This is a genomic window from Streptomyces alkaliterrae, assembly GCF_007097205.2.
GTDB classification, from domain to species: Bacteria; Actinomycetota; Actinomycetes; order Streptomycetales; family Streptomycetaceae; genus Streptomyces; species Streptomyces alkaliterrae.
This window is the reverse complement of sequence record NZ_VJYK02000079.1, coordinates 1-20,233: the sequence shown is the minus strand read 5'-3', so window position 1 is coordinate 20,233 and position 20,233 is coordinate 1. Positions and strand designations below refer to the sequence as shown.

General features: G+C 72.9%; 24 protein-coding genes. 13 read left to right on the top strand and 11 right to left on the bottom strand.

Translation table 11 applies throughout. The features are described from left to right. Window positions 1-66 precede the first annotated feature (66 nt). On the bottom strand, window positions 67-267 hold the full coding sequence (locus FNX44_RS10175; protein WP_143647700.1) for a hypothetical protein: 201 nt from the start codon (window positions 265-267) through the stop codon (window positions 67-69). 134 nt (window positions 268-401) lie between these two features. On the opposite strand from FNX44_RS10175, the gene FNX44_RS10170 reads away from it, so the two are divergent. Beyond that, window positions 402-713, top strand: coding sequence for an antibiotic biosynthesis monooxygenase (locus FNX44_RS10170; RefSeq protein WP_143647699.1), 312 nt, complete (start codon window positions 402-404; stop codon window positions 711-713). Between the two features lie 12 nt (window positions 714-725). Here the strand turns inward: FNX44_RS10170 and FNX44_RS10165 are convergent, their stop codons facing one another. Together FNX44_RS10165 and sigK are read right to left on the bottom strand one after the other, a co-directional pair. Next, complete coding sequence (locus tag FNX44_RS10165) at window positions 726-1,475, bottom strand: anti-sigma factor (protein WP_143647698.1); 750 nt, start codon at window positions 1,473-1,475, stop codon at window positions 726-728. Then, the gene (gene sigK, locus FNX44_RS10160; protein ID WP_143647697.1) at window positions 1,472-2,065 is read right to left on the bottom strand and encodes an ECF RNA polymerase sigma factor SigK; all 594 of its coding nucleotides are present in this window, start codon (window positions 2,063-2,065) and stop codon (window positions 1,472-1,474) included. The genes FNX44_RS10165 and sigK overlap by 4 nt, the downstream gene beginning before the upstream one ends. 282 nt (window positions 2,066-2,347) lie before the next feature. On the opposite strand from sigK, the gene FNX44_RS10155 reads away from it, so the two are divergent. From FNX44_RS10155 to FNX44_RS10135, 5 genes are all read left to right on the top strand, one after another. After that, complete coding sequence (locus tag FNX44_RS10155; RefSeq protein WP_323369193.1) at window positions 2,348-3,940, top strand: molybdopterin-dependent oxidoreductase; 1,593 nt, start codon at window positions 2,348-2,350, stop codon at window positions 3,938-3,940. A gap of 80 nt (window positions 3,941-4,020) precedes the next feature. Continuing rightward, complete coding sequence (locus FNX44_RS10150) at window positions 4,021-4,698, top strand: fasciclin domain-containing protein (RefSeq protein ID WP_143647695.1); 678 nt, start codon at window positions 4,021-4,023, stop codon at window positions 4,696-4,698. Between the two features lie 82 nt (window positions 4,699-4,780). Beyond that, window positions 4,781-5,407 (top strand): TetR/AcrR family transcriptional regulator, encoded by a 627-nt coding sequence (locus FNX44_RS10145; protein WP_143647694.1) that lies wholly within the window; start codon window positions 4,781-4,783, stop codon window positions 5,405-5,407. Continuing rightward, on the top strand, window positions 5,391-6,014 hold the full coding sequence (locus FNX44_RS10140; protein WP_323369191.1) for a hypothetical protein: 624 nt from the start codon (window positions 5,391-5,393) through the stop codon (window positions 6,012-6,014). Before FNX44_RS10145 ends, FNX44_RS10140 begins: the two co-directional genes overlap by 17 nt. Then, entirely contained in the window at window positions 6,007-6,636 is a 630-nt protein-coding gene (locus FNX44_RS10135; RefSeq protein WP_143647692.1) for a GNAT family N-acetyltransferase, read from the top strand. Before FNX44_RS10140 ends, FNX44_RS10135 begins: the two co-directional genes overlap by 8 nt. Here the strand turns inward: FNX44_RS10135 and FNX44_RS10130 are convergent. After that, a complete protein-coding gene (locus tag FNX44_RS10130) occupies window positions 6,626-7,855 on the bottom strand; it encodes a serine hydrolase domain-containing protein (protein WP_143647691.1) in 1,230 nt (409 codons plus the stop codon). The two genes, FNX44_RS10135 and FNX44_RS10130, sit on opposite strands and share 11 nt — an antisense overlap. A gap of 335 nt (window positions 7,856-8,190) precedes the next feature. After that, window positions 8,191-8,841, bottom strand: a complete 651-nt coding sequence (locus tag FNX44_RS10125) for an FMN-dependent NADH-azoreductase (RefSeq protein WP_143647690.1) — start codon at window positions 8,839-8,841, stop codon at window positions 8,191-8,193. Window positions 8,842-9,029: 188 nt separating this feature from the next. Here FNX44_RS10125 and FNX44_RS10120 point away from each other — a divergent pair, with 188 nt between their 5' ends. The 4 genes from FNX44_RS10120 to FNX44_RS10105 all read left to right on the top strand — a co-directional run bounded on the left by FNX44_RS10120 (window position 9,030) and on the right by FNX44_RS10105 (window position 12,942). Further along, a complete protein-coding gene (locus FNX44_RS10120; RefSeq protein ID WP_143647689.1) occupies window positions 9,030-9,425 on the top strand; it encodes a winged helix-turn-helix transcriptional regulator in 396 nt (131 codons plus the stop codon). Window positions 9,426-9,519: 94 nt separating this feature from the next. Further along, a complete protein-coding gene (locus FNX44_RS10115) occupies window positions 9,520-10,383 on the top strand; it encodes a hypothetical protein (protein ID WP_143647688.1) in 864 nt (287 codons plus the stop codon). A 5-nt stretch (window positions 10,384-10,388) separates the two neighbouring features. Beyond that, on the top strand, window positions 10,389-10,727 hold the full coding sequence (locus tag FNX44_RS10110; RefSeq protein WP_143647687.1) for a rhodanese-like domain-containing protein: 339 nt from the start codon (window positions 10,389-10,391) through the stop codon (window positions 10,725-10,727). A 1,078-nt stretch (window positions 10,728-11,805) separates the two neighbouring features. Then, entirely contained in the window at window positions 11,806-12,942 is a 1,137-nt protein-coding gene (locus FNX44_RS10105; RefSeq protein WP_173019145.1) for a helix-turn-helix domain-containing protein, read from the top strand. Between the two features lie 30 nt (window positions 12,943-12,972). Here the strand turns inward: FNX44_RS10105 and FNX44_RS10100 are convergent, their stop codons facing one another. The 5 genes from FNX44_RS10100 to paaA are packed head-to-tail and all read right to left on the bottom strand — an operon-like array spanning window position 12,973 to window position 16,703. Beyond that, complete coding sequence (locus FNX44_RS10100; RefSeq protein WP_143647703.1) at window positions 12,973-14,028, bottom strand: 2Fe-2S iron-sulfur cluster-binding protein; 1,056 nt, start codon at window positions 14,026-14,028, stop codon at window positions 12,973-12,975. Then, complete coding sequence (gene paaD / locus FNX44_RS10095; protein ID WP_143647685.1) at window positions 14,028-14,576, bottom strand: 1,2-phenylacetyl-CoA epoxidase subunit PaaD; 549 nt, start codon at window positions 14,574-14,576, stop codon at window positions 14,028-14,030. The genes FNX44_RS10100 and paaD overlap by 1 nt, the downstream gene beginning before the upstream one ends. Beyond that, a complete protein-coding gene (paaC, locus tag FNX44_RS10090; RefSeq protein WP_181356540.1) occupies window positions 14,570-15,322 on the bottom strand; it encodes a 1,2-phenylacetyl-CoA epoxidase subunit PaaC in 753 nt (250 codons plus the stop codon). Before paaC ends, paaD begins: the two co-directional genes overlap by 7 nt. Window positions 15,323-15,372: 50 nt before the next feature. Further along, complete coding sequence (paaB, locus tag FNX44_RS10085; RefSeq protein ID WP_143647684.1) at window positions 15,373-15,684, bottom strand: 1,2-phenylacetyl-CoA epoxidase subunit PaaB; 312 nt, start codon at window positions 15,682-15,684, stop codon at window positions 15,373-15,375. Then, on the bottom strand, window positions 15,681-16,703 hold the full coding sequence (gene paaA / locus FNX44_RS10080; RefSeq protein ID WP_228449787.1) for a 1,2-phenylacetyl-CoA epoxidase subunit PaaA: 1,023 nt from the start codon (window positions 16,701-16,703) through the stop codon (window positions 15,681-15,683). The genes paaB and paaA overlap by 4 nt, the downstream gene beginning before the upstream one ends. Window positions 16,704-16,829: 126 nt before the next feature. Between paaA and FNX44_RS10075 the strand changes: the two genes are divergently transcribed. From FNX44_RS10075 to FNX44_RS10065, 3 genes are read left to right on the top strand one after another with little or no spacing between them, the layout of a single operon-like run. Then, window positions 16,830-17,663 carry a DUF5819 family protein gene (locus FNX44_RS10075; protein WP_143647683.1) on the top strand — a complete coding sequence of 278 codons (834 nt, stop codon included), beginning with the start codon at window positions 16,830-16,832 and terminating at the stop codon, window positions 17,661-17,663. Next, entirely contained in the window at window positions 17,660-19,012 is a 1,353-nt protein-coding gene (locus tag FNX44_RS10070) for an HTTM domain-containing protein (protein WP_181355208.1), read from the top strand. The genes FNX44_RS10075 and FNX44_RS10070 overlap by 4 nt, the downstream gene beginning before the upstream one ends. Next, window positions 19,009-19,782 (top strand): TrmH family RNA methyltransferase, encoded by a 774-nt coding sequence (locus tag FNX44_RS10065; protein ID WP_143647682.1) that lies wholly within the window; start codon window positions 19,009-19,011, stop codon window positions 19,780-19,782. Before FNX44_RS10070 ends, FNX44_RS10065 begins: the two co-directional genes overlap by 4 nt. Here the strand turns inward: FNX44_RS10065 and FNX44_RS27960 are convergent. Then, on the bottom strand, window positions 19,771-20,233 hold a 463-nt coding region (locus FNX44_RS27960), incomplete at its 5' end, for a hypothetical protein (RefSeq protein ID WP_173019144.1). The genes FNX44_RS10065 and FNX44_RS27960 overlap by 12 nt on opposite strands.

Sequence of the window (20,233 nt, the reverse complement as noted above, 5' to 3'; positions counted from 1 at the left end):
TCTCCGCACCCTCCTCGACACCGCCCACGCCCGCGCGACGAGCCCGTAGCGCCCGCACGTCAGGTGTCACCCCCAGACCTCCGGGCCGCCGCCGCGCCACTCGATCAGGCCCTCCTCGCGGAGGTCCGGGTCCTCGATCCCGGCCCGTCGTAGGAACTCCTCGAGGTCCGCCGCGCTGTAGGCGACGCCGAGGATCTCGCCGTCCGCCCGCACCCGCCGGCCACCGGACGTCGCCGGCGGATACACGATGATCGGAGCAGCACCCATACCGCCACCCTGCACCGCCACCCACCGCCCCGCACGCCGACGCACCGCCGACGGACCGCCGACGGACGCCGACCGGCGTACTCGGGCGGGCGTGTGAGGTGCGGCGTAGCGTGGGTGGTGAGGAGATGAGGACGATGGCGGACCATGTGTTGAGCGAGGTCAGCGCCGAGGTCGCCCCGGAGCGGGAAGCCGACCTCCTCGCGGCGTACCGCGAGCTGGTCGGGGGTGCGCTGCCCGACGGCCTGGTGCGGACGGAACTGCTGCGGGGAGCCGACGGGCACTGGCGGATCCAGACGCTCTGGCGGGACCGCGCCGCACTCGAAGCCGTCCGCACGGCACCGCAGCCACCGGCCGCGCCCCGCCTCTTCCGCGAGGTGGGCGCCGACCCGACGCTGGCCGTCTTCGACGTCCCCGTGCGCCACGACCCGTCGGCGGAATCCCTCTGACCAGCCCGCGCGTCATCCCGGCATGGGCATCAGCAGCAGCGGCGTGGTGGTCGGCTCCTCGGAGCCGCCGGCGGGTTCCAGCGTGATGCCGACCGCGCTCGCGTCCGAGGTGTCGCCCTCGACGAGGACCGCGCCGTCGCCGCGGAGGAAACCGGCGGGCAGCATGGTGCCGTCGTGGTCGAGCCACAGCTGGTAGACCCTGCCGGACGCGGGGGCCGGCAGCCCGGACGCCGTGACTACGGCCATGTCGTGTGCGCGCGAGGCGACGACCGTGGTGGCGGCGCCGTTGGTGGTGCGCCCGCGCACGGTGCGGGCGTCGTCCGCGGTGAGTACGGCGCTGATGTCGCGCAGCCGCTCCTCTGCCTGGACGGCCTGCTGTCGGGCGCGCTCCCCCTGCTGGTACTGCCACGCCGCCAGCCCGCCGAAGGAGGCCGCGGCGGCGACGGCGGCGGCGATCGCGAACGCCGCCGCCCGGTCGCGGAGCACCCCGCGCGGGCGGACGGCCCTGGTGGTCGCGGACAGGTGCGGGGGCAGCTGACGCACGCCGTCGATCGACGACATGACCCGCTCCTTCATCGAGGCGGGCGGTGGCTGGGCGGCGGCCGCCGCGAGCCGCGCGGCGGTGGCCTCGAACTCGGCGGCTTCCAGGCGGCATGCCTCGCAGTCGTCGAGGTGCGCGGCGAAGGCCTCGCGCTCGCCGGTGTCCAGGGCGTTCAGGGCGTACGCGGCGGCGAGGGTGTGGACGTCCTCGTGCTGTCTCATGTGGTCACCCCCATGCAGTCGCGCAGTCGGATCAACCCGTCGCGCATGCGTGTCTTGATTGTCGGAAGGGGCGCGCGCAGTGTCTCGGCGACCTCGCGGTAGGTCAGGCCACGGTAGTAGGAGAGGGTGACGGCCTGCCGCTGGAGTTCGGTGAGGCCGCGCAGGCAGCGGCGGACCTGTTCGCTCTCCAGCCGGGTCTCGACCCGTTCGACGACGTCGTCGTACGGGCGGGACCGGTCGCGTACCGCCTGGGCGTGCTCGCGATCGGCGGCGGCCTGGGCGGATCGCACCCGGTCCACGGCCCGCCTGTGGGCGATCGTCGTGACCCAGGTGGCGACCCTGCCGGCCTCGGGCCGGTAGCGGGCGGCCTGGCGCCACACCTCCAGCATCACCTCCTGGGCGACCTCCTCGGACTGCGCCCGGTCCCGTACGACCCGGTTCACGACGCCGAAGACGATCGGTGCCAGGTCGTCGTACAGGGTGGAGAAGGCGTCCTTGTCACCGTGGGCGACCTTCTCCATGACCTGCTCGAGGTCGGCCCGGCCCGGCTGCGGCGTGCCGCCCGCGCTCGCGGTGAGTCGGCGGTTCACCGGCCGGGCCCGGGTGCCGGCGGGCGGGGTGCCCTTCGTGCCGGTGCCCTGCGCACCGGCGTCCTTCGCGTGGTTGTTCTTCCCACGGGGGTCCTCGTCTCCTGTCGGTCGCGGCCGTGAGGCTGTGCTCCTCGCCGCTTCTTCGGAGTCTTCGGAGCGGACGGGGTGGGCGGATGGCCCCGGGGCGCCCCTGAAGGCTGCGGGCTGGTGGGCGGCGTCAACCTCCGGGATTCCGTTGACTCGTTCGGGTCAATGGCCAATCCGCTCGGCGGACGGCCGCGAATCAGCGGCGTGAGAACAGACAGGGCAACGGCGACACGGGCGGCACTGGGCGCGGTGAGCGGCCTGCTGGCCGGTTGCGCCGCGCTTGCCGTCGCGGAGCTGGTCGCCGCGCTGGTCCGGCCGGCGGCGAGTCCGCTGACCGCGATCGGCGGGGCGGCCGTCGACCGTGCCCCGGCGCCGGTCAAGGACTGGGCCATCCGGACGTTCGGGGAGCAGGACAAGGCCGTGCTCCAGCTGGGCATGCTGCTCACGATCGCGCTGTTCGCGGCGCTGCTCGGCGTGCTGGCGACCCGGCGGCGGCGGACGGCGTGCGTGGTCATGGCGCTGTTCGGTGCGGTGGGGGCGGTCGCCGCCCTCGGCCGTCCGGACGCGGCCGGTCCGGCCGACGCGTCGCCGTCGCTGATCGCGGGCCTGGTCGCCGCCGCGGTGCTCTTCGTGCTGGCCGGGAAGTCGACGTCGGTGGCCGCCGCCTCGGCGGAGGGTGGAAGCGGCCTGAGCGGGTGGTGGAGTCGGCGCGGGTTCCTGTCCGCGGCCTCGCTGACGGCGGTCGCCGCCACCGGCGCGGGCGGGCTCGGGCGTGCGCTGACGGGTGCGCGCGGGCGGGAGGCGGCGGCGTCCCGGGAGGCCGTACGGCTCCCGGCCCCGGCGTCTCCTGCGCGGGACGTTCCGCGCGGCGCCCGGCTGCGGGTGCCGGGGATCAGCGAGTACACCACGCCGAACGCGGACTTCTACCGGGTCGACACCGCCCTGGTGGTGCCGAAGGTCGACGCGGACTCCTGGCGGTTGCGCGTCCACGGCCGCGGGATCACCGGCACCCGTGTCCACACCTTCGCCGAGCTGCTGGCCCGCCCGCTGATCGAGCGGGACATCACGCTGACCTGCGTCTCCAACGAGGTGGGCGGCCCGTATGTCGGCAACGCCCGCTGGCTGGGCGTGCCGCTGGCCGACCTGCTCGCGGAAGCTGGCGTCCGGCCGCCCTCCCGAGGCGGTCCGGCCGACCAGCTCGTGGCCAGGTCGGTCGACGGCATGACGCTCGGCACGCCCGTCGAGGACGTCATGGACGGCCGCGACGCCATGCTCGCCGTCGGCATGAACGGCGAACCCCTGCCCTTCCGGCACGGTTTCCCGGTCCGCATGCTCGTCCCGGGCCTCTACGGCTACGTGTCGGCGTGCAAGTGGATCGAGAGCATCGAGCTGACCACCTTCGCGGCCTACGACCCGTACTGGGTGAAGCGGAAGTGGGCGCGCCGCGCCCCGATCAAGACCCAGGCGCGGATCGACACGCCGAAGCCCTTCGCCCGGGTGCCCGCGGGCACGGTGACGGTCGCCGGTGTCGCCTGGGCGCAGCGGCGGGGCGTCCGGCGGGTCGAGGTCCGCGTCGACGAGGGTCCCTGGCGCGAGGCGGACCTCGCGGTCGAGAACACCGTCGACACCTGGCGCCAGTGGTCCTACCGCTGGCCGGCCGAACAGGGCGGCCACACGATCACCGTCCGCGCGACGGACGGTACCGGGCGGGTGCAGACCGAGAAGCGCGCCCGCCCGATCCCGAACGGGGCGAGCGGTTGGCACAACGTCTTCGTCACCGTCGAGTGAGCCCGCGACGCGGGTTGCCACGCCTCCCGAGAACCGCACAACCAGCTGTCAGAACCGATCAGTTGACACAAGGAGAGATCATGAGGAAGAACCTCCGTCTGCGTCGTACCGCCGTCGCCGTGGCCACCGCCGCCGTGCTGCCGTTCTCGCTGGCCGCGTGCGGGTCGGATGCCGACTCCGGCGACAAGAGCGCCGAGAGCGCCGCCTCCGAGCGCGCCGAGGACGCCGACAAGGACACCGACAAGGACAGCACCAAGGACGCCGACGGCGACGCCATGGCGATGAGCGACCCCTTCGGCGCCGGCTGCGCCGCCGTGCCGGAGGACGGCAAGGGCTCGTTCGACGGCATGGCGCAGGACCCGGTCGCCACCGCCGCCTCGAACAACCCGGTGCTGTCCACGCTGGTCACCGCCGTCAAGGAGGCCGACCTGGTCGACACCCTGAACAGCGCCGAGGACATCACGGTCTTCGCGCCGACCAACGACGCCTTCGAGAAGTTGCCGGAGGCGGACCTGAAGGCCGTCCTGGCGGACAAGGAGATGCTGACCAAGATCCTCACCTACCACGTGGTGGGCGACCGGCTCGCACCGAAGCAGCTCGAGGACGGCACCTTCGAAACCCTCCAGAAGGGGGAGATCACCACCAGCGGGTCAGGTGAGGCGTACGAGGTGAACGACAGCGCGAAGGTCGTCTGCGGCAACGTCCAGACCGCCAACGCGACGGTCTACATCGTCGACACCGTGCTGATGCCGAAGTAGCCGCGGCGCCGGCTCGGCCGGGACCAGACAGCACCAGAGGGGTGTACTAGCGGTACACCCCTCTGGTGTGTAGTGTCGGTTCATGCCGCTTCCCAGATTCGAGCGCCTGCCCGCCGACCGCCGGGAGTCCATCCTCGGCGCGGCCCGCGAGCAGTTCGCCGCGCACGGCGCCGAAAGCGCCTCCTACAACAAGATCATCGAGGCCGCGGGGATCTCGAAGACCGCCGCGTACCACTACTTCGACGGCCGTGAGGACCTGCTGGCCGCCGTACTGGACGGAGTGCTCGACCGACTGCTGGCCGCCCTGGGCCCATGGCGGCCGGCGGGCGACCCGGCGGAGTTCTGGGCGCGGCTGGAGGAGGGGGCCGCCGCCCTCGCCGACCACCTCCGCCGCCACGCCGACGACCTGGCGCTCGCGGACGCCGCGATCGACCGGGCCGCCGACGGGCCGTGGACGGGCTGGTTCGACGCGGTCGTGTCGGACGGGCAACGACTCGGCGTGGTCCGGACCGACGTGGACCGCGGCCTGCTGGTGGCGGCCACCGCCGCGGTGGTGCGCGCCGCCGACGCGTGGGCGCTCGCCCGGATGCGGGGCGGGGCGGCCGACGCCCCGGCGTCGGAACTCTCCGACGGGCGGCAACTGTGGCCGCTGCTACGTGGGTTGTGGGCATCGGATGACGGGACGGCGGCCGGTGACGGAACGCGCTGACATACGGATCTCCTGGGAGATGCCCGCCACGCCGTCCGGCCTCGCGGGGCGGGTCGAGCGGTTCATGGGACCGGGCAAGCGCCGCTCGGAGTCGGCGGTGGAGCTCGGCGGCGGCGCCCTCTGCGCACTGCTGCTCGCGGCCGGAGTATGGGCCTCCGGCGCGGTCGAGGGATGGTCTGCGGCCCAACTCGCGGTCGTGGCCCTGATCGGGCTCGACCTCGTCGGCGGGGTGCTCACCAACTCGACGAACGCGGCGAAGCGTTGGTATCACCGGGCCGCGCCCGGCGCCCGGCGCGCACGGCTGCTCTTCGTCGCCGCGCACCTCGCGCACCTCGCCGCGATGGGACTGGTCGTACTGTCCGGCGACTGGTTGTGGATGGCGGGCAACGCGGCGCTGCTGGCCGTCGGGGCGGTGGGCGTGGAGTTCGCGCCGCTGCATCTGCGGCGGCCGGTGTCGATGGTCGTACTGACGGCCGCCGTGACGGTCAACCTGTTCTGGCTGGACGTCCCGCCTCAACTTGCCTGGTTCGCACCGCTGTTCTTCCTGAAACTGGTGGTCTGCCACCTCGTTCCCGAGGCGCCGCTGGAACGGGCGCGTGATGTCTGAGGCGGCGGCCGGGGGCGGCGGGCGTTGGATCGACGAGGACCCGCCGCGGACGGAGTGCGTGGAGGTGCTGGCCTCCGCGTTCCACCGGGAACCTGCCGTGCGGTGGATCTGCGGGGACTCGGCGGGCGCGCGGGCGCGCTGGTTCGACGCGACGCTGCGGACCCACGCCACGCTCCCCGGCCGCCGGTGGCACGTGCTGCGGGAGCCGGACGGCCGCGCGGTGGCGGCGGCCGTGCTGACACCGCCGGGCGGTGCGCCCGGCGCCGCGGCCCGGCTCGGCTGGTCGCTGCGCACGGCGCTCGGCTGCGGCCCGGGCGTGGTACGGCGCACGGTCCGCTGGCTGGAGGCGGCGGAGGCGGTGGCGCCCGACGACGCCTGGACGCTGGAGTTCGTCGGCGTCCGCACGGAGTCGGCCGGGCAGGGGTGCGGCGGGGCACTGCTGCGCCATGTGCTCGACGCGGCGGCGGGCTGCTTCCTCACCACCGCCGACCCCGCGAACGTCCCGCTCTACCGGCACCTCGGCTTCACCGTCACCGCCCGACTCCACCAGGGGCCGCTGGAGGTGACGGCGATGACCCGCCCGGCCGGGCATGCGCCGGGCGGTCCGGGGCCTACCGGCTGAGCAGGGCGCAGACGAAGTCCTCCTGGACGCGGCGGAGCCGTTCGAGGAGTTCGGGATCGGCCGCCTCGTTGATCTGCGAGGTGACCGAGAACGTGAGGGAGCGGCCGCCGTCCGGTGTCGCGGCCATCAGCTGGGTGTAGCCGGGGAAGTTCCCGGTGTGGCCGTGGACGACGCCGCAGCGTGTGGTGTAGCGGAAGACGGCCAGGCCCGCCTCGTTCCGGCCCGGCCCGGCCGGTTCGGACGCGCCCTCGATCCACCGGCGCTGCTCGCGCTGCGTCGCGCGCGAGAACAGCTCGCCGCCGACGTAGCCGCGCACGAAGGCGGTCATGTCCTTCGGCGTGGAGACGATCCCGCCGGACGCCCAGGCGCCCGACGCGCCGACCGCCTCCGACACGTCCTCCGGCGGCCCGTCCGCGCTGACGGCGTAGCCGTGCATGTACGGCTCCGGCAGTTCGTAGCCCTGCGGAAGGCTGGTCCGCCGCAGGCCGAGAGGGCGGTACACGAGCTTCGCGAGCAGCTTCTCGTACCGCTGCCCGGTCACGGCCTCCGCCATCAGCGCCACGGCGATGTTGTCGGAGTTCGAGTACCGGTAGCGGGTGCCGGGGCGGAACTCCAGCGGCTTGTCGGCCACGAAGTCCAGCAGCCGGCGGGAGTCGAACCGCCGGCGGGGGTCTTCCAGCAGGAGCTCCACGAAGCGGGGGTCGGCGGAGAAGTCGGGGAGACCGCTGGTGTGGTTCAGCAGCTGCCGCAGCGTGACGCGGTGCCAGGCACGGGGCTGGTCGGGCAGGACCTCTCCGATGGTGCTGTCCGGGTCGAGTGCGCCCCGGTCGACGAGGTGCAGCGCCACGGCGCCGCTGAACGCCTTGCTGGTGCTCGCGGTCCGCGTGTGGTCGGTCGGCTCGATCGGCCGGTCGGTACCCGCCTCGGCCACGCCCGCGCGGTACACCTCGGGCCGCCCGTCGCGCTTCAGTACGGCGATCACCCCCGGCGGGCCGCCGGGGGCGGCGACCAGGTCTCGTAGCTGCCGCTTGAGTGCCCGGTCCGGGCCGTCCGGATGGCCGTGGCCGTGGCGGTGGCCGTGGCCGGGCTCGGGGTCGGGCTCGGGCTCGGTGGCGGGCACGCCGGCGTGCGCGGGGGCGGAGATCAGCCCGATGAGGCAGGCGCCGGCCACCAGCGTGGCGGCGGACAGCCTGAGGCGCGAGGGGCGGGGCAGCGGCACGGTGGTTCTCCCGGTCGGCGGACGGAACCTGCCGCACCAGCCTCGACCGCCCGGGGACCTCCCGCGCGCTCTGCTACGCCGCCCGGCCCAGCCGCGGCCTCTCGACGACCGGGCGGGGGCGGGGGTGGCCGGCCCGCCTTCCACGTCGGGGATGGCGTACCTCCGCGCTGCCGGACGGTCCGGAGGACCGCACGATCGTCGTCACGCCCTCAGCCTGGCATGTGCCGCCGTCGTCGTCGCGGGGGCTTCGGACGCGGGCAGGCGCGAAGTCGCCGGCCGCCCGTCGGGTGGACGGGCGGCCGGCGGGAAGCGCGCGGGCTGTGTCAGGCGGTGTGTCAGGCGGTGAGGCGGGCGGCGAGGGCGGCGGCCTTGCTGCGGGCCTGCTCCTGGGCGAGGTCGCGGGACTTCTCGAAGAGCGGGACCAGCTCGGCCATGCCCGGGTTGCTCGGGGCCAGCGTCAGCTCGGGGACGATGAAGTCGACCTCCAGGCCAAGGCCGTTGCCGAGGACGTGGCGGAGGTAGGGCTCGACGAAGTCGTTGCCCTCCTGCGGGGTGCCGGGGGCGTAGGAGCCGCCACGGCTGGTCACGACGGTGACGGGCTTGCCGGCGGCGCTGGGGTTCGCGGTCATCGAGGTGCGACCCACGGCGATGACGCGGTCCAGCCAGGCCTTCAGCGTGGAGGGGATCGAGTAGTTGTACATCGGCGCGCCGATGAGTATCGCGTCGGCGTTCTCCAGCTCGGAGATCAGCTCCTCGTTGAGGGCGTAGGCCTCGCGCTGCTCGGGGGTGCGGTCCTCGGGGGCGACGTAGCCGGCGTAGTAGGTGAGGGCGTCGACGTGCGGGATGGGGTCGGCGGCGAGGTCGCGGTAGACGACCTTGCCCTCCGGGTGCTCGCTCTCCCAGACCTCGCGGTAGAGGGCGGTGACGGCGCGGGAGGCGGAGTTGTCGCCGTTCAGGGAGGAGTCGATGTGGAGGAGGGTGGCCATGGGGGCTCCTTGGTGGTGGCGGTGGGTCGGGCTCGGGCTCTTCAGGTCGGTCGCGGAGGTGCGGCGGTCGGTGGGGACGGCGCCGCATCCTGCTCCGGAGTAAGCCGGTGCGGGTTCCGCTGTATCTATTGATACCACAGTAGCTTACTTTTTCGCAGTCCCTTGTGTCGTTGCCGTACCCTGGGGGCATGGCCGCGCGATCGCAGGACACCGCAGAGGCCGCCGGCCGGAAGGCCGCCGGCTGTACCGAACCCGAGCTGGGCGTCACCCGGGTGTTCGCCGTGCTGGGCAAGCGCTGGACGGGGGTGGTGCTCGCCGCGCTGATGAGCGGCCCCGGCCACTTCACCGAGCTGCGCCGCGCCGTCCCCGGCATCAGCGAACGCATGCTGTCCGACCGGCTGGCCGAGCTGGCCTCGCTGGGGCTCGTGCTGCGGACGGTCGACGAGGGCCCGCCGCTGCGCGTCTCGTACGCGCTGACGGACGCCGGCATGGCACTGCGTCCGGCCATGGTCGAGCTGACCCGCTGGGCGGACGAGCACCTGCCCGGTGGCGGCGCCGGCTGCCCGGAGGCATTCAAGGGCTGAGGCACGGGCCACCGCCCCGGCCCCCGACGTGGGGTGTTTCACGCTGCCGGTGATCGGCGGCCGAGGCGCGGCACGGGTTGCGTACGCTGGGGCGGTGAGCAATCCGCAGACGCAGGCGTCGCAGCAGGAGGAGCCCGCCACCGACCGGTTGGCGCGGGCCGTCCGCGCGGCGGAGACCGCGCTGATCGAGTACGAGATCGCCGTCGAGAGCTTCCGCGTCGAGGTGGAGAACTTCTCCCGGCTCCACCACCAGCGACTCGGACCGGTCTACCGGCGGCTGGACGAACTGGACGCGCTGATCGCGGAGGAGGTCGCCGCACGCACCGGCGACCCGAAGGACCTGGAGGCCGCGCGCGAGGCGCGTGCCGCCCTGCTGCCCATGCCCGGGCTCGAGGACCTGCTGGGCGACTGGGTGCAGAGCGACGGACTCTCCCCCGAGGCCCTGGCGATGCTGACGGACCAGCCGGTCCGCGCCCCGGAGCGGGTGCGGCCGAGCGAGGAGGCACGACGCCGCTACCGCGAACTGGTCCGCAGGGCGCACCCCGACCTCACCACCGACCCGGCCGAGCGCGAGCGCCGCGAGGCCTTCGTGGTGCGGGTCAACCAGGCGTACGCGCGCGGCGACGTCGCCGCGCTGGCCGCGCTGGCCGAGGAGTGGGAGGCCGGCCCGGCGCGGGAACCCGACTTCCTGAGCGAGGCCGAGGAGCTGTACGCCCGGCTGGAGTGGCTGGCCGAGCGGCGCGACTGGCTGACCCGGCAGGTCGCCGAGCTCGAGGAGAGCGCGGTCGGCTCGATGCTGAAGCTGGCCGCCGACGACCCGGACGGACTGCTCGACGAGATCGCCGACCAGCTCCAGGCGCAGGTCGTCGCCAAGGAAGCACGCCTCGCGGAACTCCGGGGCGGCGACACCGAACCCGGCGGGCACACACCGACGCCCCCGCCGACAGAGAGGGCCTGAGGCAGATGCATTTTGGACATGTTCCCGCCGTGGACGTCCGGGAGATCCCCGAGGACGCGCTGCTCGTGGACGTGCGCGAGCACGACGAGTGGGACGCCGGGCACGCCGAGGGCGCGCTGCACGTGCCGATGGGCGAGTTCGTCGAGCGCCTCGGCGAGCTCACCGAGCAGGCCGGCGACCGCCGGATGCACGTCGTCTGCCGGGTCGGCGGCCGCTCCGCGCAGGTCACCCGCTACCTCGTCCAGCAGGGCTTCGACGCGGTGAACGTGGAGGGCGGCATGCAGGCCTGGGCCGCCGCCGGCCGCCCCCTGACCGGCAAGGGCGACGACCCGTTCGTGCTCTAGAGGATCTCGTCGCGGTGCTTCGCGGCTTCGCCCCGCTCGGTGACGAGCGCACGGGGCCCCGACGACTATATCAAGATGGTCAGGAGTTCCGGTGAGGTGTCGGCTCTTTGCCGCCAGGAAATGATCGATCATCTCCTGGCGAGTAACTTTCAGCTTCCAAGGTCCCTTGGTCGGGCGCCGTGGATTCGACTGTCGTCTCGCCGGTCCTCCTTCGAGGTGTGAGTGAACCTCGAATGGCCTCCTTGGATTCTCAAATTCCCTTGAGTGAGCCTGGGTTAGCGTGCGGCACCTCGGGCTCCTCCGCGTGAGTGGGCGTCAGAACGAATGTTCGCCCACAACTTGCCTTCCTTGGGGAGGGGGTAGTCTTGCTCTCAGCCCTCTTCCCGCTGGCGCTGGTTGGCAACCCGCGCGGGTCAACCGGCCCGGTCCCACAGGAAGAGAGCGAGGTTCCATGGCACGCCAAAGCGGGAACGGTGAGCGGGACGACGACGTCCCTTGTTCGCGGTACGACGACCAGGCTGGTCGTCCCGCGAAGAAGGGCGAAGGGTCAACTCGCGGCTGTTGCCCTTCTGGTGGGGACCGAGGCGATCCGCCCCGGTGGCGTCGTGTCCGAACGGTTGCTGGAGTGATCCTCTGGCTGTTTCGGATGTGGCTGCTGTTCTGGGACGAGTGAGTGAGGGGCTGCCACCCCTCACTCACTGACTGATCGCTGGTGCCCTGGTGGGCCCGCGCTTCGAAGTTGGAAACCGGCGCGGGTCCACCTTCGTCAGTAGTCCCAGCACATGCGAGGACGCTTTGGTCAGATCCCCGTATGCATCATGCACGGACTTCTCCGTTGCTGCCAGTAGGCCGAGGATTCGGCCACCGTGTCGGCAGCGGATGTGGTCAGCGCCTCTCAACCTTGGCTTGTTCGTCCATCACTGGGAACAGCATATGGACCTAAGCGATACCAAACAACGCCGTTGAGCTGGGACGAATGGCTTCACCGTTTTCCCTGCACAGGTGTTCCAGGTCCTCGAGATGCGCCTAAGTGATACCATCGCTGCGAAGCGTCGAGAGCCACCGAGGAGGTGTGTCAGTGGCGCGTGGTACCGCGCCGTTCGACGGTGAGGCGCTGAGAACTCTGCGACTCACCACCTCCGTTGACGGCAGACGGCTCAGCGCGGAAGCGCTGGCACGCCTGGTGGGAACATCGAAGGCGCGCATCCTCGCTTACGAGCAGGGGCATTCGGTTCCGGAGCCGTCGCGGATCAAGCAGCTCGCCGGCGTGTTCCAGGTACCGTCTGCCGTACTCACCCCCGCGGAGTACACGCACCCCTCGCTACGTGAACTACGAGTCCAGGCCGGCCTAACGATTGCCAAGACGGCGTCGTTGCTCGGAATGAGCCGGAAGACGTTCGGGCATCTGGAGAACCATGCCCGCCAGCCGCGCCACGACGACGGAACGCTCCAGGTCCGACTCGCCTATCTGCTGGGAGTCTCACCAAGCGTCATCCGACAGGCGCTGTACGGCCACCCGCAGGCCGAGCGTCGAAGGGCGCGGCTGGCGGACTACTTGCTCGGGTTGTTCAAGGAGATCGACCGCGGGAGGATCGCCGTCGTCGATCCGGACGACCCCTCGCTGCTGAGTACGGCAGATTTGCTGCACCGACCGGCCAGCGTGGCGGCGCGACTCGTCAACCACGAGATCAGCGGCTACCGGCAGTTGATGAAGGAGCGGGACCTCGCGAAGGTTGAGCTCGAGTACGCGCCGAGCGGCCGCAGCGCCCACGTCCGTGACCGGGTGGTGCGCAAGTACGAGGAGCGCATCGCCTTGGCCGCCGTCCACTCCGCCCAGACACTGTGCGGCTTTCTGATGGAAGCGATGCCCGCTCGGCAGTGGCGGATGCTCGTCGCGGTCGCCAACGCGGGGGCCGGGGGGCTTCCCGTGAAGCGGCAACTGGAGCCGTCGGAGACCGTGGAGACTCTCGCCTCGCTTGCCTTCCTGGCGCACGTGGAGATGACCCAGCGAGCGGAACCGCAGGCGGTCACCTACCACTTGACACCACGTGGCATGAGAGTCGTGCGGAAGCAGTGGCGGCTCTACGAGTGTCTTTACCCGAGCGTCCGCACACCGACCTTCTACCGGTACGACCCTGACCTCCCGAACTCTCGCGCAGGCAACACACTTGCGCTGTTCACCGCGCCGGATCGCTTTCCTCCGTCGGAGCAGTAGGACAGGCCCGCCGAGCTTCAGCGTTCGGCCTCAGGCGTCGAAGTCGACGGTGACGGTCGGGGTTGTGGGGTGGGACTGGCAGGCGAGGCGGTAGCCGTCGGCGAGTTCGTCGTCTTCCAGGGCGTAGTTGCGGTCCATGCGGACCTCGCCGGCCAGGACGCGGACCCGGCAGGTACCGCAGACGCCGCCCTTGCAGGCGTAGGGGGCGTCGGCGCGGTTGCGGAGCACGGTGTCCAGGACGGTCTCGCCCTGCCGGACGGGCCAGGTGCCGCTGCGGCCGTCGAGGGTGGCGGTGACGGTGGCGCCGTCGGGGGTGAGGTCGGGGGCGGGGGCGGGCGGAGCCGTGTCCGCGACGTGGAAGACCTCCTGGTGGACGCGCTCCTTCGGGACGCCGAGGTCGGCCAGCGCCGCCTCGGCGGAGCCGATCAGGCCGAGCGGCCCGCACAGGTACCAGCCGTCGATCTCGGCGACCGGGAAGAGGGCGGGCAACAGCGCGGCAAGCCGCTCGCGGTCGAGACGGCCCGGCGGCAGCCCGGCCTGCTGCTCCTCGCGGGAGAGCGCGGTGATCAGCTGGAAGCGGCCCGGGTAGCGGTCCTTCAGCTCGGCGGTCTCCTCCAGGAACATCGTGGACGCCACCGTGCGGTCGCTGCGGAGCAGGTGGAAGTGGGCCTCGGGTTCGCGGGCGAGCAGGGTGGCGGCGATGGAGAGCACGGGCGTGATGCCGCTGCCGCCGACGACGGCCGCGAACCGGCCGGGGCGGGGCCGCAGGACAAAGCGCCCGGTGGGCGGCATGACCTCGACGACGTCGCCGGGCGCCAGCTCCTTGAGCGCGTACTGGGAGAACGCGCCGGCCTCGACCCGGCGGATGCCGATGCGCAGCACCGGCGGTTCGGGCGCCTCGGTGGCGGGGGAGCAGACGGAGTAGGAGCGGCGGATCTCCTCGCCGTCGGTGACCCGGCGGAGATTGATGTGCTGCCCTGGGAGATGGCGGAACGTCTCCCGCAGCTCGGCCGGAACCTCGAAGGTGACCGCCACGGAGTCCTCGGTGAGCGGCTCGACCTCGGCGACCCGCAGCGGATGGAAGATCACAGCAGTTCCTTGAAGTGGTCGAACGGCTCCCGGCAGGAGACGCAGCGGCGCAGTGCCTTGCACGCGGTGGAGGAGAAGCGGCTCAGCAGCTCGGTCTCGGTGGAGCCGCAGTTCGGGCAGCGGACGGCGAGCGTGAGCGGGACCGGGCCGCCGCCCGGCGCCGGGCCGCCGGGCCTCGGCGGGGCGATCCCGGACTCGGCGAGCTTGCGGCGCCCCTCGGCGGTGATGTCGTCGGTGGTCCACGGCGGGGAGAGGACGGTGTGCACGGCGGCGTCGGGGTGGCCGTGCTCGGCCAGGACCCGCCGGATGTCCTCGGCCATGGTCTCCACGGCGGGGCAGCCGGTGTAGGTCGGGGTGAGCGCGATCTCGACTCGGCCGTCCGGGTGCTGGTGGGCGGCGCGGACGACGCCGAGGTCGGCGAGGCTCAGCTGCGGCAGCTCGGGATCGGGCACCGACCCGGCCAGTCGCAGCAACTCGGCCTCCAGCGGCGTCGGAGCCTCACCGGGTGCGGCCGCGTCGGGCACCAGCGGCGTGTCGGTCACCATGACGCCTCCGGGTGGCTGCGGTGCAGGTATTGCAGCTCGGCGAGCAGACGGCCGAACGGCTCGGTGTGCACGCCCTGCCGGCCGCCGCCGGCGGCCCAGACGGCGCCCTGCGAGCCCTCGGGCACGCGGAGCGTGGCCTGCTCCAGGACCGCGCGGACGCTGGTCGTCCAGGTGGCGCGGAGGTTGTCCCAGTCGATGTCCAGTCCCTCGATCGGCTGGAACAGCTCGCCGGTGTAGCGCCACAGGCCGTCCACGGTCCGCTGGGCGCGGCGGTGGCTCTCCTCGGTGCCGTCGCCGAGGCGCAGCGTCCACTGCTCGGCGTGGTCGCGGTGGTAGGCGGTCTCCTTGACCGCCTTCGCGGCGAGCGCGGCGACCGGCGTGGCGTCCTCGGGGCGGCAGCCGGCCAACTGGCCGTACAGCAGCTCCTGGTAGACGGAGAAGTAGAGCTGCCGGATGATCGTCTGGGCGAAGTCGCCGTTCGGCTGCTCGACGAGCTGGACGTTGCGGAACTCGCGCTCCTCCCGCAGGTACGCCAGCTTGTCCTCGTCGTCGACGAGGGAGAGCAGGGTGCGGGCCTGGCCGAGCAGGTCGAGCGCGATGTTGGCCAGCGCGACGTCCTCCTCCAGCTCCGGCGCGTGTCCGGCCCACTCGCCCAGCCGCTGGGCGAGCACCAGCGCGTCGTCGCCGAGTGCGAGCGCGGCCCGGTGTCCCGGACGGTCGCGACCGCCGTGCGGGTCGCCGGGCACGCCTCCGGGTGCGCCTCCGGGCACGCCGCCCGGTACGTCGTGGGTTCCGCTCACAGGTTCCGCACCCCCTCGGGGACTTCGTAGAACGTCGGGTGCCGGTACGCCTTGTCGGCGGCCGGCTCGAAGAACGGGTCCTTCTCGTCGGGGGAGGACGCCGTGATCTGCTCGGCGGGCACGACCCACAGGGAGACGCCCTCGCTGCGGCGGGTGTAGAGGTCCCGGGCGTTGCGCAGGGCGAGCGCGGCGTCCGGGGCGTGCACGCTGCCGACGTGGGTGTGGGAGAGGCCGCGACGGCTGCGGACGAAGACCTCCCACAGCGGCCACTCGGCCCTCGCCCGGTGCTGCCGGCTGGTCTCGCTCATCGTCGTCCGTCCTCGTTGCTGGGGGCGGCGGCACGCTTGCGGGCGTACGCGGCGGCGGCCTCGCGCACCCACGCGCCCTCCTCGTGCGCCCGGCGGCGCTGGCTGATGCGCTGCTCGTTGCAGGGCCCGTTGCCCTTGAGTACCTGCTGGAACTCCGACCAGTCGATCTCCCCGAAGTCGTGGGAGCCGCGCTCCTCGTTCCACCGGAGGTCGGGGTCGGGCAGGGTGAGGCCGAGTGCTTCGGCCTGCGGCACGCAGATGTCCACGAAGCGCTGCCGCAGCTCGTCGTTGCCGTGCCGCTTGATCTTCCAGGCCATCGACTGCGCCGAGTGCGCCGACTCGGCGTCCGGGGGGCCGAACATCATCAGCGACGGCCACCACCAGCGGTCCACCGCGTCCTGCGCCATGGCGTGCTGGGCCGGCGTACCCCGGCTGAGGGCGAGCAGCAGCTCGTAGCCCTGCCGCTGATGGAAGGACTCCTCCTTGCAGACGCGCACCATCGCCCGGGCGTACGGCCCGTAGGAGCAGCGGCACAGCGGCACCTGGTTGGTGATGGCCGCGCCGTCCACCAGCCAGCCGATGGCGCCTACGTCGGCCCAGGTCAGGGTGGGGTAGTTGAAGATCGAGCTGTACTTCTGGCGCCCTGAGTGCAGTTTGTCCAGCAGTTCGTCCCTGCTGACGCCAAGTGTCTCGGCCGCGCTGTACAGGTACAGGCCGTGGCCGGCCTCGTCCTGCACCTTCGCCATGAGGATCGCCTTGCGGCGCAGCGAGGGGGCGCGGGTGATCCAGTTCGCCTCCGGCTGCATGCCGATGATCTCGGAGTGCGCGTGCTGGGCTATCTGGCGGATGAGCGTGGCGCGGTAGCCGTCGGGCATCCAGTCCCTCGGCTCGATGCGCTCGTCCGCGCCGATCGCGGCGTCGAAGGCGCTCTGCAGGGCGGCCTCGTCCGTGGGGGACACGTCGCCGACGCCCCCGCCGGCCTCTCCGCCGGGGCCGCGCTCCGGCAGCACTGTTGTCATCGGTGAACTCCCTCGCGCCAGCCGACCAACCGACCGATCGTTCGGTCCAATGGTGGTCGGCGGCACACCGGGGTGTCAAGAGCGGGACTAACCTTCGGGGAGCAGACCGAGGAAACCGGGGAAACGATGCAGCCGAACGGAGACGGTCGCGCCGACGACGCGCGGGGCGCGCACGGCGCCCCGGACGCGTCCGACGCGTCCGACGCGCACGGTACGCGGGGCGCGCGCGCGGCCGCCGCGGCCGACGACGCACCGGCCGCGGGCGACGGCGCCGCTGCCGCGGGCGATCCCGCCACGGACGGCGCCGCGCGGGGGCCGGACGGGTTCCTGGTGCTGCGGCCCGGCGGCGCGGTGGTGCTGGTCGGCGCGGTCGCGCTGCTCCTCGCCGGGATACTGGCCCACCTGGGCATGGTGTTCCTGCACGTGGCCCCGCCGAACGCGCTCTCCCGCCAGCACGGGAAGGCGATCGACGGCTGGATCTACCCGGAGTTCGAGCAGAACTGGAAGCTGTTCGCGCCGAACCCGCTCCAGCAGAACGTCTCCGTGCACGTCCGCGTCGAGACCCGCGACGACTCCGGCGCGCTGCGGCGCGGCGCCTGGGTGAACCTCACCGCGTTCGACGCGGAGAACATCCGCGGCAACCTGGTGCCCAGCCACACCGCGCAGAACGAGCTGCGCCGCGCCTGGGACTTCTTCACCAACTCGCACGACTCGGAGAACCGCCCCACCGGCACCCGGGGTGAGCTGGCCGAGGCGTACCTGAAACGCATCGCGATGCTGCGGCTCACCGAACGCCGCGGCGTGGACGCGCGCGAGGTCGTCCGCGTCCAGCTGCGGTCGGCCACGACGCCGGTGCAGCCGCCGCCGTGGAGCGGCGAGCAGGTGGACGACACGACACGACACCGCACGCTGCCCTGGTGGCCGGTGACCGAAGCCGACGTACCGGGGGCCGGCCGATGAACCTCCCGCACCAGCCGTCCCACGAGCCGCAGCGGCCTTCCGCCGCGCCACCGCAGCCGGCCGCCGGGCGGCGGCCGCTCGGGCCCCGGATCGACGCCGCGCTCACCCGCGCGTTCCTGACCGTCGTCTCCCACGCGCTCGGCCCCTACCAGACGGCGATCGTCCGCATCGGCTTCGCAGCCACCTGGCTGCTGTTCCTGCTGCGCGAGATCCCGCACCGCCACGAGCTGTACGGCCCGGACTCGCCTTGGAGCTTCACGCTCGCCGAGCGGCTGATCGACGGCAACAAGGCGTTCACCGTACTGCTGTGGTCCGACAGCGCCCTGTGGTTCGAGTTCGTCTACTTCGCGGCCGTCGCCGCGAGCGCCGCGCTGCTGCTCGGCTGGCGGACGAGAGCGACAAGCGTGCTGTTCATGATCGGCGTGCTGTCGCTGCAGAACCGCAGCGTGTTCATGGGCGACGGCGGCGACAACGTCGTCCACCTGATGGCGATCTACCTGATCTTCACCCGCTGCTCGAGCGTGTGGTCGCTGGACGCGCGTCGGGAGCGCAGCCGGGCGGCGGACGTGCGCGCCGGCGTACGCCCCGACCAGCGGGTGGACCGGGCCGGGGTCGCCGGATGGGCGGTGCTCGGCTCGCTCCTGACGGTGGTGACGGTGTTCGGGCTGCTGAGCCCGGGCTGGGCGTTGTTCTTCTGGGCACTGTGGCTGGCGCAGGCGGTGTGGTTCCTGCTGTCGCGGCGGCCCGGCGGGCAGCCGCACACGGTCGGCGTCGCGCTGGGCAACCTGGTCCACAACGCGGCCCTCCTGGTGATCATGGCCGAGGTGTGCCTGATCTACGCCACCGCCGGCTGGTACAAGGTGCAGGGTTCGCGCTGGCAGGACGGCACCGCCGTCTGGTACCCGATGCACCTGGACTACTTCGCACCCTGGCCGCAGCTGGCGGACGTGCTCGGCGGCAGCGCGCTGATCCTGCTCGTGATCACCTACGGCACGGTGATCGTGCAGGTCGCGTTCCCGTTCACGCTGTTCAACCGGCGCGTGAAGAACGTGCTGCTCGCCGTGATGATCGTCGAGCACCTGTCGATCGCGGTCCTCCTCGGACTGCCGTTCTTCTCGCTGGCGATGATCGCCGCCGACGCGGTGTTCCTGCCGACGGCCGCGCTGCTGTGGCTGGGGGCGCGCGCCACCGGCGTATGGGGGCGACTGGCACCACCCGCGCGCACGGGCCGCACGCCCGCGCCGGGAGCGATGCCCGCGCCTGCGCCGACGCCCGCCGCGGGATCACCACAGCCGGAAACACCGCTGGCCGCCACATCGGACGCGGACCCGCGGGGGGCGGGCCGATGACGGCCGGACGCGTGCCGCCCGCGTGGACGGCGGCCCCCGCCGACAGCGTGCTCCTCGACGGCTTCCACGCCGTCAAACACGCCCTGCGCTTCGGCGCGACACCCCAGGCGCTGCTCGTCACGGACCGCGCCGCCACCCGGGCGCTCGCCGCCGAACTCGCGCCCGACCTCGTCGACCTCCTCGACGCGCTCGCCGAGGAGGTGCCCGCCGAGACGCTGCGCGGCCTGCTGCCCCGCGCCCACCCGACCGGAGTGGCGGCGCTGGCCCACCGCCGCCCCCGGGCGGCCAACCTGGCCACGCTGCGGGCGCTGCCCCGCCCCGCGCCCGTCGTGCTGCTGGAGGACCCGCGCAACCTCGGCAACGTCGGCGCCGTCGTACGGCTGGCCGCCGGCATGGGCGCCACCGGCGTCGTGACCACCGGCACCGCCGACCCCTGGCACCCGAACGCCGTACGCGGCGGCGCCGGACTGCACTACGCGACGGCCGTCGAACGCGTCACGCTCGACGAACCGCCGCCCGGCCCGCTGTACGTGCTCGACCCGGAGGGCGAGGACCTGCGCGACGTGCGGCTGCCGGACGACGCCGTGCTGGCGTTCGGCACCGAGCGGCACGGCGTCTCGGCCGGACTCCGCGCCCGCGCCGACCGGTTGCTCGCCCTCCCGATGCGCCCCCAGGTCTCCAGCTACAACCTGGCGACCAGCGTGGCGATGACGCTCTACCACTGGTCGGCGGCGCCGTCCGCTTCGGCCGGTCCTGGATCAGTCGGCTGACGCCGGGCAGCGTCCGTCCGCCTGCCGCACGTCGTAGACGGTCACCTGGTGCAGTCCCTCCGCCCGGCGGGCGCGCAGGGTGAGGCAGACCGGATGGCCGCCGTTCCGGTCCGTCACCTCGAAGCGGTGCGAGGTCGGCCGGCGCGGTTCGCCGCCGTCGGCGGCCTTGCCGGCGTCCCCGCGCGGGGCGGGGGAGAGGCGGTGGTGCGGCACGCCGTGCTGGACCGCCGCGACCGCCAGCGACCGGGCGAGTTCCCGGGCGGCGGTACGGCGTGAGGGGTCGCGCAGCGCACGGCCGTGCAGGTCCTCGCGGGCCTCCTCGGCGATCGTGCGGATGGCGTCGGGCCCCACGTGCTGGGCCTCGCGCAGCATCAGTACGGTGACCGAGGAGCTTATGGCCACCGCAGCCGCGACGATCGCCGCCGCCCGCACCACCCCCGGCATCCCGCCC